General features: G+C 45.2%; 11 protein-coding genes. 7 read left to right on the top strand and 4 right to left on the bottom strand.

The features are described from left to right. Positions 1–41: 41 nt before the first annotated feature. Positions 42–797 carry an envelope biogenesis factor ElyC gene (gene elyC / locus EKN56_RS05015; protein WP_130590804.1) on the bottom strand — a complete coding sequence of 252 codons (756 nt, stop codon included), beginning with the start codon at positions 795–797 and terminating at the stop codon, positions 42–44. A gap of 162 nt (positions 798–959) precedes the next feature. Here elyC and cmoM point away from each other — a divergent pair, with 162 nt between their 5' ends. From cmoM to EKN56_RS04980, 7 genes are all read left to right on the top strand, one after another. Then, positions 960–1,766 (top strand): tRNA uridine 5-oxyacetic acid(34) methyltransferase CmoM, encoded by an 807-nt coding sequence (gene cmoM / locus EKN56_RS05010; RefSeq protein WP_246019968.1) that lies wholly within the window; start codon positions 960–962, stop codon positions 1,764–1,766. Beyond that, entirely contained in the window at positions 1,763–3,085 is a 1,323-nt protein-coding gene (gene mukF, locus EKN56_RS05005; RefSeq protein ID WP_130590802.1) for a chromosome partition protein MukF, read from the top strand. The genes cmoM and mukF overlap by 4 nt, the downstream gene beginning before the upstream one ends. Further along, positions 3,066–3,782: a chromosome partition protein MukE gene (gene mukE / locus EKN56_RS05000; protein WP_130590801.1), complete on the top strand. Its 717-nt coding sequence runs from the start codon at positions 3,066–3,068 to the stop codon at positions 3,780–3,782. The genes mukF and mukE overlap by 20 nt, the downstream gene beginning before the upstream one ends. Further along, entirely contained in the window at positions 3,779–8,263 is a 4,485-nt protein-coding gene (mukB, locus tag EKN56_RS04995; RefSeq protein ID WP_130590800.1) for a chromosome partition protein MukB, read from the top strand. The genes mukE and mukB overlap by 4 nt, the downstream gene beginning before the upstream one ends. 211 nt (positions 8,264–8,474) lie before the next feature. Next, a complete protein-coding gene (ldtD, locus tag EKN56_RS04990) occupies positions 8,475–10,253 on the top strand; it encodes a L,D-transpeptidase (protein ID WP_130590799.1) in 1,779 nt (592 codons plus the stop codon). Positions 10,254–10,519: 266 nt separating this feature from the next. Continuing rightward, positions 10,520–11,092, top strand: a complete 573-nt coding sequence (locus tag EKN56_RS04985) for a YcbK family protein (RefSeq protein WP_130590798.1) — start codon at positions 10,520–10,522, stop codon at positions 11,090–11,092. Between the two features lie 143 nt (positions 11,093–11,235). Further along, complete coding sequence (locus EKN56_RS04980; RefSeq protein WP_130590797.1) at positions 11,236–11,874, top strand: MBL fold metallo-hydrolase; 639 nt, start codon at positions 11,236–11,238, stop codon at positions 11,872–11,874. Positions 11,875–12,116: 242 nt separating this feature from the next. Here EKN56_RS04980 and EKN56_RS04975 read toward each other — a convergent pair whose 3' ends face one another. From EKN56_RS04975 to asnS, 3 genes are all read right to left on the bottom strand, one after another. Further along, positions 12,117–13,307 (bottom strand): amino acid aminotransferase, encoded by a 1,191-nt coding sequence (locus tag EKN56_RS04975; RefSeq protein ID WP_130590796.1) that lies wholly within the window; start codon positions 13,305–13,307, stop codon positions 12,117–12,119. A gap of 254 nt (positions 13,308–13,561) precedes the next feature. Further along, positions 13,562–14,644: a porin OmpC gene (ompC, locus tag EKN56_RS04970; RefSeq protein ID WP_130593602.1), complete on the bottom strand. Its 1,083-nt coding sequence runs from the start codon at positions 14,642–14,644 to the stop codon at positions 13,562–13,564. 293 nt (positions 14,645–14,937) lie between these two features. Continuing rightward, positions 14,938–16,338, bottom strand: coding sequence for an asparagine--tRNA ligase (asnS, locus tag EKN56_RS04965; RefSeq protein ID WP_130590795.1), 1,401 nt, complete (start codon positions 16,336–16,338; stop codon positions 14,938–14,940). Between the last annotated feature and the right edge of the window lie 114 nt (positions 16,339–16,452).

Genomic DNA, 16,452 nt, shown 5'->3' with positions numbered 1-16,452 from the left:
TTCAGGATGATTCCGAACGGCTTATTCAAATTACATAATGACTACTCTTTGATGGTTAGCCATAAATTCCCCAGCGTTTCGTACCATGCACGTTCGCTGTGCGATAAATAGAAAGCAGAAGGGAAGGCTTTTTCCCAGGGATTGAGAGGTCCTAATGTTGCAAGCTGATTGGCTGGGGCTGGAATAGGATTTAATCCCTCTTTCTGAAAAATACGCATTGCTCTGGGAAGGTGGTTAGCGGAGGTCACTAATAAGAGTGTTTTTTGCTGTGCTATCTGAGCGACTGCCTGTGCTTCCTCTATCGTATCTTTAGCCTGTGGCAAGACAATGATGTCTTGTTCAGGAACACCTAAACTTTCTGCCACTAATGCCGCGACTTTGGCATTAGGTAGAGGATTGGAAATAGCTTCTGCTCCGGTAAAAATCATTTTAGCGCCAGGGTGCTGGCGATAAAGACGAACACCTTCGGTGACTCTTGGCAAACTGTTAGGAAAAAGATTAGAGCTTGGGGCCCATTCCGGATTGTAAGTATAGCCACCGCCCAGAACCACAATATAGTCAATAGGCTCATTTTTTTGATAAGTAGCATACTGATTTTCGATCGGCATCAACAATCTGTCAGCAACCGGTTGGAGACTGAGTAGCAATAAACCAAGCCAACTGACCGTAAGTAGTGTTTTAGCGCTTTTTTGCCAACGGCTAAACCAAAGTAACAACAGCGCGATGGCCATTAGCAGTAGCAGAAAAGGTAAGGGAAGAAGCAAGTTGCCGATAATTTTTTTTAAAATAAATAGCATGTTTTTTCCGAAAAATAGGTGTTTTTTGTATAAAAAAACATCATCTGAATATCCAGACGGGACGAATAAGATTTATTCTATATCAGCCTGTGTCAAAATAGCAGGCTGATATAATGAGACACTCATTTGTGAGTTATGGTAATAAAGTCTGGCGGAGTCAATTTGAGAGCCACCAAAGATCGTAATTTTGATGATATTGCGGAAAAATTTTCTCGCAATATTTATGGCACGACAAAAGGCGAAATTCGTCAGGCAGTATTGTGGCAGGATCTCGAACATCTGTTGTCACTGATGCCTCAGCGACCATTGCGCATTCTTGATGCTGGTGGTGGTGAAGGCGCTATGGCCTGTGAGATGGCGGCGCGAGGGCATCAGGTTATTTTCTGTGATATTTCAGCCGAAATGTTGAAGCGGGCAGAATTGGCCGCAGCAGAAAAAGGTGTGAGCCAACAGATACAATTTATTCACTGTGCTGCAAAGGATGTATCAGATCATTTAGAACAGCCGGTAGATCTGGTATTGTTTCACGCAGTTTTAGAATGGGTTCAGGACCAGCGAGGTACGCTGGAAGCGCTGATCCAATGTCTGCAACCAGCGGGCATGTTATCATTGATGTTTTACAATTATAACGCACTGTTATTTCGTAATATTACGTTAGGTAATTTTGGCTATATTGAAGCCGGGATGCAAAAAAAGAAAAAGCGAACACTGTCACCTGACCGACCATTAGAACCTCAGCAGGTCTATAATTGGTTGGATGAAATGCAGATGGTTACCATCTGCAAGAGTGGAGTCCGGGTTTTTCATGATTACGCACAGAATAAACAACAACAACAGCAGCAGGATTTTGCTGCCTTGCTGGCACTGGAATTGCGCTATTGCCGACAAGAGCCGTTTGTCAGTTTGGGACGTTATATTCATGTGATAGCACAAAAGCCAAACGAGTCGAACGTAAAGGATGAACTATGAGTGATTTTTCCCAGACTGTACCGGAACTGGTCGCCTGGGCTCGTAAAAATGATTTTTCATTGTCGTTACCAACAGAACGTCTGGCATTTTTATTAGCCATTGCCACGCTGAACAGCGATCGGCTGGATGGTGAAATGAGTGAAGGCGAGCTGGTTGATGCATTCAGACACGTTAGCAAAGGGTTCGAGCAAACTCACGAAACCATTGCCGTGCGTGCCAACAATGCGATCAACGATATGGTGAAGCAACGACTTTTGAACCGTTTTACCAGTGAACTGGCAGATGGCAACGCTATCTATCGTTTAACGCCTTTAGGCATAGGTATTACGGATTATTATATTCGTCAGCGTGAATTCTCTTCACTGCGTCTCTCCATGCAGCTATCGATTGTTGCCCAGGAACTAAATCTGGCAGCCGAAGCAGCTGAAGAGGGCGGTGATGATTTCCATTGGCACCGAAACGTATTTGCTCCGCTTAAATACTCGGTTGCTGAAATTTTTGACAGTATTGATCTCACCCAGCGCATAATGGACGAGCAGCAGCAAAACGTAAAAGATGATATTGCGGCCCTGTTAGGCAAAGACTGGCGTGCCGCTATTTCAAGCTGTGAAGCCTTATTGATGGAAACTTCCGGTACTCTGCGGGAATTACAGGATACGCTGGAAGCCGCAGGGGATAAACTGCAGGCCAATTTATTGCGCATTCAGGATGCCACAATGAACAATTCTGAACTGCTGTTTGTTGATAAATTGGTATTGGATTTACAGTCCAAGCTGGATCGTATTATCAGTTGGGGGCAGCAGGCCATCGATCTGTGGATTGGCTACGATCGTCATATTCATAAATTTATCCGTACTGCGATAGATATGGATAAAAACCGAATCTTTTCTCAACGCTTACGCCAATCATTACAAACCTACTTTGACCAGCCATGGGCGTTAACTTACGCCAATGCCGAACGTCTGTTTGATATGCGTGATGAAGAGTTGGCTCTGCGTAGTGAAGAGGTGACCGGCGAGCTTCCGCCTGATTTAGAATTTGAAGAATTTACTGAAATGCGAGAGCAAATCGCAGCGCATATTGAAGTTGCTCTTGAGGTCTATCGACGGGATGCCCGACCGTTAGATCTTGGTGCAGTCATGCGTAGCTATTTGACTCAATTCCCACGCTCCCGCCACTTTGACGTAGCCCGACTGTTAGTCGATCAGGCCGTCAGACTTGGTGTAGCAGATGCTGATTTCTCCGGATTGCCTGCCGAATGGCAGTCGATTAACGATTACGGAGCCAAGGTGCAGGCCCATGTCATCGACAAATATTGAACAAATCATGCCGGCAAAGCTGGCTCAGGCAATCGCCAACTCACTTTTCCCGGCGCTTGATAGCCAATTACGCTCTGGCCGTCATATCGGCATTGATGAGCTGGATAATCATGCTTTTCTGATGGACTATCAGGATGAGCTGGAGTTGTTTTATCAACGCTATAACGTTGAGTTAATTCGGGCACCAGAAGGGTTTTTCTATTTGCGCCCTCGTTCTACTACGCTCATTTCTCGTTCTGTGCTGTCCGAGCTGGATATGATGGTAGGTAAGATCCTTTGTTATCTCTACCTCAGTCCGGAGCGATTAGCTCAGGAAGGCATTTTTAGCGGTCAGGAGCTGTATGAAGAGCTGATTTCGCTGGCGGATGAAAGCAAATTATTAAAATATGTCAACCAGCGTTCTACCGGTTCTGACCTTGACCGTCAAAAACTACAGGAAAAAGTACGGACTTCTCTTAACCGGCTGCGTCGTTTAGGCATGGTGACGTTTATGGGAACAGACAGTACTAAATTTCGAATTACCGAAGCAGTTTTCCGTTTTGGCGCGGATGTTCGCAGCAGTGATGACCCAAGAGAAGCGCAACTGCGCATGATTCGTGATGGTGAGGCAATGCCACTGGAAAACAGTTTGTCACTGTCTGATGACGACCAGAATAATGAAAACGTAGCGGATAGCGCGGAGGATGAACAGGAATGATTGAACGCGGTAAATTTCGCTCGCTAACATTGGTCAACTGGAATGGCTTTTTTGCCCGTACTTTTGATCTGGATGAGTTAGTCACCACACTTTCAGGTGGTAACGGGGCAGGGAAATCCACCACCATGGCGGCTTTCGTTACTGCTTTGATCCCCGATTTGACGCTGCTTCACTTCCGTAACACCACGGAGGCAGGTGCTACCAGTGGTTCCAGAGATAAGGGCCTTTACGGTAAGCTAAAAGCCGGTGTGTGTTACGCCACGTTGGATGTTGTTAACTCCCGTCATCAACGCGTTATTTGTGGGGTTCGCTTACAACAGGTTGCCGGTCGTGATAAGAAAGTCGATATCAAACCTTTTACTATTTCTGGTTTACCGGCAGCGATACAGCCAACTCAAATTTTGACCGAAACCGTTGGTGAACGTCAGGCCCGTGTTTTACCTCTGCCGGAGCTAAAAGAGCGGGTTGAAGCCATTGAAGGGGTTCAGTTTAAGCAATTTAACTCGATTGCTGATTACCACGCCCTAATGTTTGATTTGGGCGTTATTCCTAAGCGTTTACGCTCTTCTTCCGATCGTAGTAAGTTCTATCGTCTGATTGAAGCCTCGTTGTATGGTGGTATTTCCAGTGCCATTACCCGTTCGTTACGGGATTACCTGTTACCGGAAAACAGTGGGGTACGTAAAGCCTTCCAGGATATGGAATCAGCGCTGCGGGAAAACCGCATGACGCTTGAGGCTATTCGAGTCACTCAATCTGACCGCGACCTGTTTAAGCATCTGATCTCCGAAGCGACCTCGTATGTAGCGGCGGATTATATGCGCCATGCCAACGAACGTCGGGTTCATCTTGACGGCGCATTAGTGTTGCGTCGCGAGTTGCTTACCAGCCGTGCTCAATTGGTTACTGAACAGTATCGTCACGTTGAAATGGCGCGGGAGCTGGCCGAGCAGTCCGGTGCACAATCCGATCTTGAAATGGATTATCAGGCAGCCAGTGACCATCTCAATTTAGTGCAAACGGCAATGCGTCAGCAGGAGAAGATCGAGCGCTATCAAAGCGATTTAGATGAGCTGACTTACCGTTTGGAAGAGCAAAATGAAGTTGTTGCTGAATCCAATGAGCAACTGGCGGAATATCAGGCTCGTACTGAAGGTTCTGAGCTTGAAGTTGATGAACTAAAAAGCCAACTGGCTGACTATCAGCAAGCATTGGATGTTCAGCAAACCCGAGCTATTCAGTATCAACAGGCGTTAACCGCGCTGGAACGTGCACGGGAAGTGTGTCAGCTACCTGAGCTGACCGCAGACAATGCCGATGAATGGTTAGAGACCTTTACTGCTCGTGAACAAGAAGCTACTGAAGCATTGTTAGCGTTGGAGCAAAAACTTAGCGTGGCCGATGCGGCACACAGCCAGTTTGAAGAAGCTTATCAACTGGTGTGTAAAATGGCGGGTGAAGTCAGTCGGGCTGATGCCTGGAAGACTGCAAAAGATTTATTACGTGACTGGTCATCGCAGCAACATCAGGCCGAGCGAGTCAATGCGCTACGCATTCAGCTCTCTGAGCTGGAGCAGCGTTTACGTGAGCAACAAGATGCAGAGCGTTTATTGCAAGAGTTCTGCAAAAAAGCCGGACAAGACTATCAACTGGAAGAGTTAGAGGAAGTTCGTAGCGAACTGGAAATGCGTCTGGAAGAGTTGTCTCAGGGCGCTGCCAGCTTTGGTGAACAGAGAATGACGCTGCGTCAGGAACTGGAACAAGCCAATAGTCGTATTAAGCAGCTATCTGACAGAGCTCCAGTTTGGATCGCGGCTCAGGATGCTCTTACTCAGCTTAGCGAGCAGTGCGGTGAAAGTCTGGAAAGCAGCGCTCAAATTACCGAGCAAATGCAGTATTTGCTGGAGCGTGAACGTGAAACCACCGTTGAGCGCGACCAGATATCACAGCAAAAGAGTTTGGTTGAACAGCAAATTGAACGTCTGAGCCAACCAAGCGGTGCAGAAGACAGTCGTCTGCTGGCTTTAGCTGAACGTTTTGGTGGTGTGCTGTTATCTGAAATTTATGATGACGTGGTACTGGATGATGCACCTTATTTCTCCGCATTATACGGACCAGCTCGCCACGGTATCGTAGTACCGGATCTTTCTCTGTTACGTGAACACTTAGATTCTCTGGAAGATTGCCCTGAAGATCTGTATTTGATTGAAGGAGATCCTCAATCATTTGATGACAGCGTATTTGAAGCGGAAGAATTGACCGGCGCAATCGTGGTTAAAGTTTCCGATCGCCAGTGGCGTTATTCACGCTTCCCTGAAGTGCCGTTATTTGGTCGGGCAGCGCGTGAAAACCGTCTGGAAGTGTTGAGTGCAGAACGAGAAGAACTGGCAGAGCGTTATGCCACAATCTCTTTTGATGTTCAAAAAACGCAACGTTTACACCAAAGCTTTAGCCGTTTTGTTGGTACCCATCTTTCTGTGGTGTTTGAAAGTGACCCTGAAGCGGAGATTCGTCAGTTAACTTCCCGTCGTAATGAGGTTGAGCGCGAGCTGAATGGTCATGAAGGGCAAGAGCGCCAACATAAGCAGCAGCTTGATCAAACCAAAGAGAGCATCAGTCAGTTAAACCGCATCATGCCGCTGTTACACCTGATGGGGGATGATTCCCTGATTGAGCGTGTTGAAGTAATTCGGGAAGATCTGGAAGAGGCCCAGGAAGCCGCTCGCTATGTTCAACAGCATGGCAACACGTTAAATAAACTTGAGCCGTTAGTGTCCGTACTACAAAGCGACCCAACGCAACATGAGAATTTACAAGCCAGCTATGCTCAGGCACAAACTGTACAGCGCCAGGCCAAGCAACAGGCTTTCGCATTGACGGAAGTGGTACAGCGTCGGGTTCATTTCAGCTACAGCGATTCGGCCGGTATGCTGACGGAAAACTCTGATTTAAACGATAAGCTACGTCAGCGTCTGGAACAGGCGGAAACCGAACGTAGTCGCGCCAGAGAGCAGTTAAAATCCTATCAGGCTCAGGCTGCACAGTTTAATCAGGTATTAGCATCCCTTAAGAGTTCTTACGATGCTAAGCGCGATATGCTGAAAGAGTTAGGGCAGGAACTGCAAGATATTGGCGTTCAGGCCGATCCAAATGCAGAGGCCAGAGCTAAACAGCGTCGTGATGAGCTGTACGCCGGACTGCACCAAAATCGTCAGCGCTGTAATCAGTTGGAAAAACAAATTACCTTCTGTGAAGCCGAGATGGACAATTTACAGAAGCGTTTACGCAAAGCAGAACGTGAATATCATCAGATTCGTGAACAGGTGGTAACCGCGAAAGCCGGTTGGTGTCTGGTGATGCGTCTGGTTAAAGATAATGATGTCGAGCGTCGCTTGCATCGTCGTGAGTTAGCCTATATGGATGCAGAAGAGCTGCGTTCAATGTCGGATAAAGCATTAGGTGCATTGCGTCTGGCGGTGGCTGATAACGAACATTTACGTGATGTACTCAGAGCCTCAGAAGATCCGAAACGTCCTGAACGGAAAGTTCAGTTCTATATTGCGGTTTACCAGCATCTGCGTGAGCGTATTCGTCAGGATATTATTCGTACCGACGATCCGGTTGAAGCCATTGAACAAATGGAAATTGAACTGGCTCGTCTGACGGAAGAGCTGACTGCCCGTGAGCAGAAGCTGGCCATTAGTTCCAAGAGTGTGGCTAACATTATCCGCAAAACCATTCAGCGCGAACAGAACCGTATTCGCATGCTGAACCAGGGCTTGCAGGCCGTAGCCTTTGGTCAGGTTAAGAGCGTGCGTCTGAATGTTAATGTGCGTGAGGCTCATGCTACATTGCTTGAGGTGTTGTCAGAACAGCAAGAGCAGCATCAGGATCTGTTTAGCAGTAACCGTTTAACCTTCTCGGAAGCTTTAGCCAAACTCTATCAGCGTTTGAATCCGCATATCGATATGGGGCAGCGCACACCACAAACCATTGGTGAAGAGTTGTTGGATTACCGTAACTATCTTGAGTTGGAAGTTGAAGTATATCGTGGTTCTGATGGTTGGTTGCGTGCAGAAAGTGGCGCGTTATCAACCGGTGAAGCTATCGGTACCGGTATGTCGATTCTGGTGATGGTAGTCCAGAGCTGGGAAGAGGAGTCCAGACGGTTACGTGGTAAAGATATTTCTCCATGTCGTCTGTTGTTCCTTGATGAGGCGGCGCGTCTTGATGCTAACTCTATTGCGACACTGTTTGAGCTTTGCGATCGTTTAGAGATGCAACTGGTGATCGCCGCTCCGGAAAATATTAGTCCGGAGAAAGGAACAACCTATAAGCTGGTTCGTAAGGTATTCCAAAATCACGAACATGTTCATGTGGTTGGCCTTAAAGGGTTTGCAGCAGATAAAGAGCCTGCTAAAGTTGAAAGTGAGGCGAAAAAAAGTGATGAACCAGATGTTTCTGAAGAGTTGTTACAATAAATCAATATTAGATTATTGTTTATTGTTGTCTTGTTAAGATAATCTGTGTTTAAGGTCGCCGAAAGGCGGCCAATTTTTCGAATGCCAATTTATACAGGATGTTTGGTAGAAATGTTTTAATTAGAACGCATGTTTATCAAGCCATTTTAACGTTCAAATGGGGCATAGTGGCGATGGTCAATAATATGTTGGTAAAAGCAGGGGACAAAGGATGTTGTTGGTAAAGCGAAAAATTATTAAAAATTTAGCAGTAAAATGTACATTAACGGCGTTGATGGCATTCCCATTGGGTGGATGTGCAGCTGATGAAGACCTGAACAATCAGGCTCCAGCGGCTATTTCTGCCGAAGCGCCCGTAACAACCGAAGGTGAGCAGGCAGCAACAGCAGAAACGACAGCTGTTGAATTGCCGGTGCAAGACCCGGTTGTTGTTGCCCAAACGCGTGATGCATTACTGGCGGCATTACCTGCAGGGGTAACATTAAAGTTCATGCCTGAGTTAAGCTCGGTTTATACCACTTCAGAAATGAAATCCCTGTGGGAAGACGAGAAAGTTCAGAAACTGTTTGAGCAGCAACTAGCCGAAATGGCACTGGCGGGAATACAACCTCAGTTTGGTCAGTGGGCAAAATTACTCACTCAACCAGAGATTACGGGTATTGCCAGAGACGCCGTACTGTCTGACGCTCTGCTGGGCTATATGCATTTTGTTGAAGGTGTTAAAACTAACGGCAATCGTTGGTTATATAACAAAGGCTCTTACAAAATAGCCGCGCCTTCGGCCGAAATGATCGTCCAATGGCAACAGGCAGTAAAGAATGGCAATGCAGATAAGTTTATTCAGAGTTTAGCCCCACAAAATACCTTCTATAGCAAAATGCATGATTCATTAAAGCCATTAGTTGAAGATGTTCAACCGTGGCCACAAATGACACTTGCCAAACAAAGTCTGCGCCCGGGCAACAGCCATAAAGATGTTCCTGTATTGCGCGATATTCTGACGCGTAGTGGTCTTATTAAGGGTGATGGTGAGGCAACTTCTCACAATGCAACCGCAGAGGGAGAGACTTCCGCACCTAAGAAAAAGGTATCGCTGGTATACAGTGGTGAGCTGGTGGATGGCGTAAAACGTTTCCAACAAATGTATGGTATGGAAACAGACGGTGTCATCGGTAATACCACTCGTGAAGCGTTAAATATGGCCCCGCAAACTCGCGCAGCTATTTTAGCGCTGAATATCCAGCGTTTACGTTTATTACCAAATTCAATGGAACACGGTATCTTCGTTAATATTCCTGATTATTCACTGGCTTATTACGTGAATAGCGAATTGATTCTGGAGTCACGGGTTATTGTTGGTTCCGTAAAACGTAAAACGCCGTTAATGAGCAGTGCGTTAAACAACGTGGTCGTTAACCCGCCATGGAACGTTCCGGTTAAATTAATTCGTGAAGATTTGGTTCCTAAAGCTAAACGTGATGCTGAATACCTGAAGCGCGGTGGTTATACCGTTTATTCCGGTTGGGGCAAAGGCGCGACCGTAGTTGATCCAAGTACCATTGACTGGTCGGCGGGTGGAAATTACCGCTTACAGCAAGCTCCAGGTCGTGGTAATGCGTTAGGCCGCTTCAAGTTTAATATGCCGAATGATGATGCGATTTATTTACACGACACGCCTAATCATCGTTTGTTTGACAAAAATATGCGGGCATTAAGCTCAGGCTGTATTCGGGTTAATAAAGCCTCTGAACTGGCGAATATTTTGTTAAATGAAGTGGGTTGGGATGATAATAAAATCCAAAACACATTGAAACGCGGCAGCACAACCTATACCAATATTCGTGAAGAGATCCCTGTGCAGCTCTATTATATGACCTCTTGGGTGTCAAATAGTGGAACGCCTGAATTCCGTACTGATATTTATGGATATGACAGCGCGGCACAAGAAGGCATTAAAGAGTTACCTCAGGTAGAAAAATTATTGCGCTAATGCAGTAATCCTTTCATTTTTGTTGTCATAACATTATCTGTTCACGGGTGCTTACATTTAAGCACCCGTAGAAACAGTCAAAGTCTGGACTGTGAAGCATTAAAAGTTATGCTACATAGAGACTTAATATAGTATTCGTTTGTTTTTCTTCGCACTTTTGCTTACTACGCAGGTAGTGAAGCAATATGGCATAAATCAATTCATGTCAGTGGCTATTGAGTAACGAAATTATTTTGTAACCTGTTTTACTGAGTATAAATAGAATTATGGATAAAATTGATCATCACCGTCGTAAATGGCTGGCCATTAGCGGCGCAGCATTAGGTCTGGCACTTATTCCTGATGCGGCATTTGCTGCTTCCAGTACCTCAACGACAAAGAAAAGTAAGAGTGCATTACGTACCCGTACTTTGTTGGTTAAAAATATCAATACCAATGAAACAATTAAGTCTACTTACTTTAATGGTAAGAGTTATGACAAGACAGAGCTCTCTCGCTTAAATCATATTTTCCGCGATCGACGTAACGATCAAATTACCACTATTGATCCACAGCTTTACGATAAGCTTTATTATTTACAAAAGCAGTTTGGTAATAAGCAAATTGAACTTATTTGTGGCTATCGTAGCGTTGATTCCAATAATAGTATGCGTAGTCAGAAACGTGGAGTAGCAAAACACAGCTATCATACATTAGGTCAGGCGGCTGATATCCGTATTGATGGCGTATCGCTGAGAAGCTTAAGAGATGCGGCATTACAGATGAAATCCGGTGGGGTAGGTTATTACCCATCCAGTAATTTTGTACATGTTGATACCGGACCCGTTAGAGACTGGTAATTAAGGTTGTTCCCAGCATGAATTGAATAAGGCGTCTAATCAGACGCCTTATTTTATATAGAGAGCTAAACAAATCAGAAAGAAATGGTAATATGATTTATTGCTTAAAATAACAATCATATTAGCTATGAGGGAGAGCTTCTTTGAAATACAAAATTATTCCAGTCACACCTTTCCAGCAAAATTGCACATTATTGTGGTGTGAAGAAACTAAACTGGCTGTGATTGTTGATCCTGGCGGTGAGCCGGCGATATTAAGTAAGACCATTGAAGAGTTAGGCTTAAAGCTGGTTAAAGTATTATTGACTCATGGTCATTTAGATCACGTAGGTGCTGCCAGCAAGATGGCGCGACGTTACAGCGTGCCAATTGTTGGTCCTCATAAAGACGATGCCTTTTTACTGGAAACGCTGCTAGAGCAAAGCGCCCGTTTTGGTTTAGAACACAGTACACCGTTCGTACCGGATCGTTGGTTAGACGAAGGTGATACCGTCAAATTTGGTAATGTGGAGTTACTGGTTCGTCATACTCCGGGCCATACTCCAGGCCATGTTATTTTCTTCTCTGAATCAACCCGATTAGCTTCAGTGGGTGACGTGTTGTTCGCCGGTGGTATTGGCAGAACCGATTTCCCACGGGGTGATTATCAGGCATTAATCTCATCAATTCGGAATAAACTTTGGCCGCTGGGCAATGACGTTCAATTTATTCCGGGTCATGGACCAATGTCTACTTTTGGTGAAGAGAGAATGACTAATCCGTTTGTGGCCGATCGGATGTAATGAGATTACTGCTGAATATTAACCTGTGGCTAATATATAGATTAATTTATATAAAAATAGGTGAGTAAAAAGATGTATGTAAGGGGTTTGACAGATACTCTGTTGCTAAATGACATATTCAATCTCATCCTAAATAGTAGGGGCAGACACAGTAACGGCTGATTTTTTGGAACAGTAGTAAAAATAATGGGCCAGTTATTTCATTAACTGGCCCATCAACAGAATAAAACCACTCTTCAAACTTACAGCACCGCGACAATCGCCTCACACAGCGGAGCCATATTATCCAGCGTCATTCCAGCCACGTTAATTCGGCCAGAGTTAACCGCATAGATGGCATAATCGCTTCTCAAACGCAGCACCTGCTCTTGAGTCAGGCCGCTGAAGGAGAACATACCATTCTGTTGAATAATGAAGCTAAAGTCCTGCTGAGCGCCTTTTTCCTGTAGCGTATTAACAAACAGCTGACGCATGCGGTGAATACGCTGGCGCATATCCGTCAATTCTTGTTCCCAGGTAGCTCGTAGGGTAGGGTTACTCAAAATGGTGGCAACAATAGAAGCACCGTGAGCAGGAGGGTTGGAATAGTTAGCACGAATAACTGACTTCACCTGACTGAATGAACGTTCTGCGGTTTCGCTATCTGCTGCAACCAGAGTAAAAGCACCTACACGCTCGTTATACAGGCCAAAGTTCTTAGAGAAAGAGCTGGCAACAATCAATTCTGAATGAGTTGCGGCAAACAGGCGTAAGCCCTGAGCATCTTCTTCAAGGCCATTAGCAAAACCCTGATAGGCGAAGTCAAACAAAGGTAACCAACCGCGTTCAGCGGAAAGTTCAGCCAGCTTCTGCCATTGTTCAGCGGTAGGATCTATCCCGGTAGGGTTATGACAACAGCCATGGAACAACACCACATCGCCAGCCTGAGCTTGCGCTAAACTGGTTAACATACCGTCGAAATCTAATGCATGCTCTTCGGCGTTATAGTAGGTGTATTCAGGCGTTTCTAATCCTGCTGCCTGAAAAATATTTTTATGGTTTGGCCAGGTTGGGTTACTGATCCAAACGCGCTTCACATCCGTGTTGGAAGCAATAAAATCCGCGGCAATACGTAATGCACCAGTACCACCAGGGGCTTGTGCCGTACGGGCACGTTTCTCGCTAATAATTGAGCTACCGGCACCAAATAATAACTCCTGAGTGCAGGTGGCAAATGCCGGAATGCCTGCAATACCAAGGTAATTTTTGGTTTTTTCATTTTCCAGCAGATATTGCTCTGCTTTTTTTACGCATTCAAGAACCGGAGTCTGGCCCGTTTCATCTTTATATACCCCAATACCAAGATTAATTTTGCTTGGGCGGGTTTCAGCGTTATACAGCTCTCCCAATCCTAATATCGGGTCAGCGGGCGCAGCTTTAATATGTTCAAACATAGTTGATGGCTTCCATGAATCAGATTAATTGAGAAAAGCAGAAGTATAGCCAGAGTAACGCTAATTTATTGAGTTTGACAATGGTTTAGAATGAAAAAGTAATTAAAACTATAAAGCTGATGGATATATTGAAAAATCTAATAATCAACACCATCTGGTTAGCCAAAGAGTTTATCTTAGTTTATCTTAGTTTATCTCGCACATTAAAAAGGCACTCCGAAGAGTGCCTTTTGCATACCATCAAATAAGATGAATTAGAACTGGTAAACGATACCAACAGCTACGATATCATCAGTAGAGATACCAGCGGCATCAGTGAACTTGCTGTCATCAATTAAGTTGATTTTGTAGTCAACTTTAGTAGAGATGTTTTTGTTGAAGTAGTAAGTAGCACCAACATCAACATATTTCACTAAGTCCTGGCTACTACCGTAACCAACATAATCCAAGTCCTTACCTTTAGACTGAACGTAAGCTAAAGATGGCTGTAAACCGAAATCGAACTGGTACTGAGCTACAACTTCAATGTTTTGCGCTTTGTTAGCAACGTAGTTATTGCTGGTACCAAAACGAGTCATGTTGTAAGTCTGGCTGTACATAGCGGCTAAATAGATGTTGTTCGCATCGTATTTGATACCACCGGTAGCTGCGTTAGCGCGGTCGCCACGTAGGTCACCGGTTTGCAGATCGGTACGGTCAGATGAAGCGTAAGCAGCACCTAAAGACAGACCATTACCTAAGTTATATACAGAAGACAGACCCCAGCCGTCGCCGTTACGGTCAGAACCGTTACGGTCGCCAGAATCGTTACGGCCTTGATACTGAACAGCGAAGTTCAGACCATCAACCATACCGAAGAAGTTCTTGTTACGGTAAGTAGCCAGGTTACCAGCACGCTGAGTCATGAATACGTCAGTTTGCTGATAGCTGTCGCCACCGAATTCTGGCAGAACGTCAGTCCAGCCGCCGATGTCATACAGAACGCCGTAGTTACGACCGTAGTCGAAAGAACCTGCATCACCAGCTTTAATACCAGCATATGCCAGACGAGTTTTTTGAGTGTTGCCACCGTTGTTTTCTTGCTTGCTAGCGTTCAGCTCGGTTTGGTAGTAACCATAACCAACTACTTGATCGCTAACTTGGGTTTCACCACGCAGACCGAAACGAGCGTAAGTTTTGTCGCCGTCGTTGCCTTTGTCGTCAGAGAAATAGTGAGAACCCTGAATCTTGCCGGTAATGTCTAACTTGTTACCATCTTTGTTATACACTTCCGCTGCGTTTGCTGCACCAGCAACTAACAGAGCTGGTACGATCACTGCTAAAATTTTACGTTTCATCATTTTATTAACTTCCCTCATTGGAGTTGTCTGACATCTGCCACTGCTTCCAACTTTTATAGTTGGTAAACGTTGATGCCATTTTTTAAGCCACCCGCAGTTTTTCATTCGCAAGGCAGTTAATCTAGCCTTTAAATGCTACTAATATCCTAAAGAAGTTACAAGCGGAAAATAGGTATTTCGAATTGTGAATGCAATTGAACTTTGTGATAAGCATCTAATTTTTAAAAATCAAAAGGCCAAAATTACTGGCCTTTTGATTTTTGAGTGAAATTTAGACAATTTCTGTAGGTTTAGAAAGAGACGTTTCTTGGGGTTCTTGGGAACGGAATTACATCACGTACGTTTTGTACTCCGGTCACATAAGCAATTAAACGTTCGAAGCCTAAACCAAAGCCGGCATGTGGCACTGTACCGTAGCGACGCAGGTCACGATACCAACTGTAATCTTCTTTATTCATGCCCAATTCCGCCAGACGACGATCAAACTGCTCTAAACGTTCTTCACGTTGAGAACCACCGATGATTTCGCCGATGCCAGGGGCCAGAACGTCCATTGCTGCAACAGTTTTACCGTCTTCATTCATACGCATATAGAAGGCTTTAATATCTTTTGGATAGTTTTTAACTACCACTGGTGCTTTAAAGTGCTTCTCTGCTAAATAGCGTTCATGTTCAGAAGAGAGGTCAATACCCCAACTTACCGGATTTTCGAAGCTCTGACCGCTATTAATCAGAATTTCGATCGCATCGGTATAGTCAACCTGAGCAAAGTCAGAGGTTACAAATTTTTCCAGGCGAGAAATCGCTTCACTGTCTACGCGTTCTGCAAAGAAGGCCATATCATCAGCGCGCTCTTCTAAAACCGCTTTGAAAACATACTTCAGCATACTTTCTGCCAGTGCAGCAATATCGTTCAGGTTAGCAAAAGCAACCTCTGGCTCAACCATCCAGAATTCAGCCAGATGACGACTGGTGTTAGAGTTTTCTGCACGGAACGTTGGACCAAAGGTATAGATTTTGGACAACGCACAGGCATAAGTCTCACCGTTTAACTGGCCTGATACCGTCAGGAATGACTCACTGCCGAAGAAGTCCTGGCTGAAATCAACCGCTCCTTTATCGTTGCGCGGCAGGTTTTCCAGATCCAGAGTGGAAACACGGAACATCTCACCGGCACCTTCCGTATCAGCAGCAGTAATAATAGGGGTGGATACCCAAAAATAACCCTGCTCATCAAAGAAACGGTGAATTGCCTGCGCAAGGGTGTGTCTGACACGAGCTACGGCACCAATAATATTGGTACGCGGGCGCAGGTGAGCAACTTCACGCAAATATTCAATAGTATGGCGTTTAGCCGCCATTGGATAAGTATCCGGATCGTCAATCCAGCCGGTTACCTGAACTCCAGTAGCCTGCAGTTCAAAAGATTGGCCGTCACCCGGAGATGCAGTGACTTTACCTGTAACAATCACTGAACAACCGGTAGTCAGGCGTAATACTTCATCCTGATAATTAGGCAGAGAATTATTGATGACAGCCTGTAATGGATTAAAGCACGAACCGTCATAAACGGTCAGAAAGGATATACCGGCTTTAGAATCACGCCGGGTACGTACCCAACCGCGTACGGTGACTTCGCTGTCAACCGCGGCACGGCCTTGCAGTACGTCGACTACAGGCACTACGCTCATAAATTTCTCTCTTATGATGTTAAATTATCTGAATTTTATTCCAGGCCGCTTTGTATTCATCGCAACCTGACTCTGTAATTACTTGCTGCATGTTAACTGACATCCAGAAAACAG

Source organism: Limnobaculum zhutongyuii (genome assembly GCF_004295645.1).
GTDB classification, from domain to species: domain Bacteria; phylum Pseudomonadota; class Gammaproteobacteria; order Enterobacterales; family Enterobacteriaceae; genus Limnobaculum; species Limnobaculum zhutongyuii.
The sequence above is the reverse complement of the archived record's forward strand: the minus strand, read 5'-3'. Positions and strand labels throughout refer to the sequence as shown.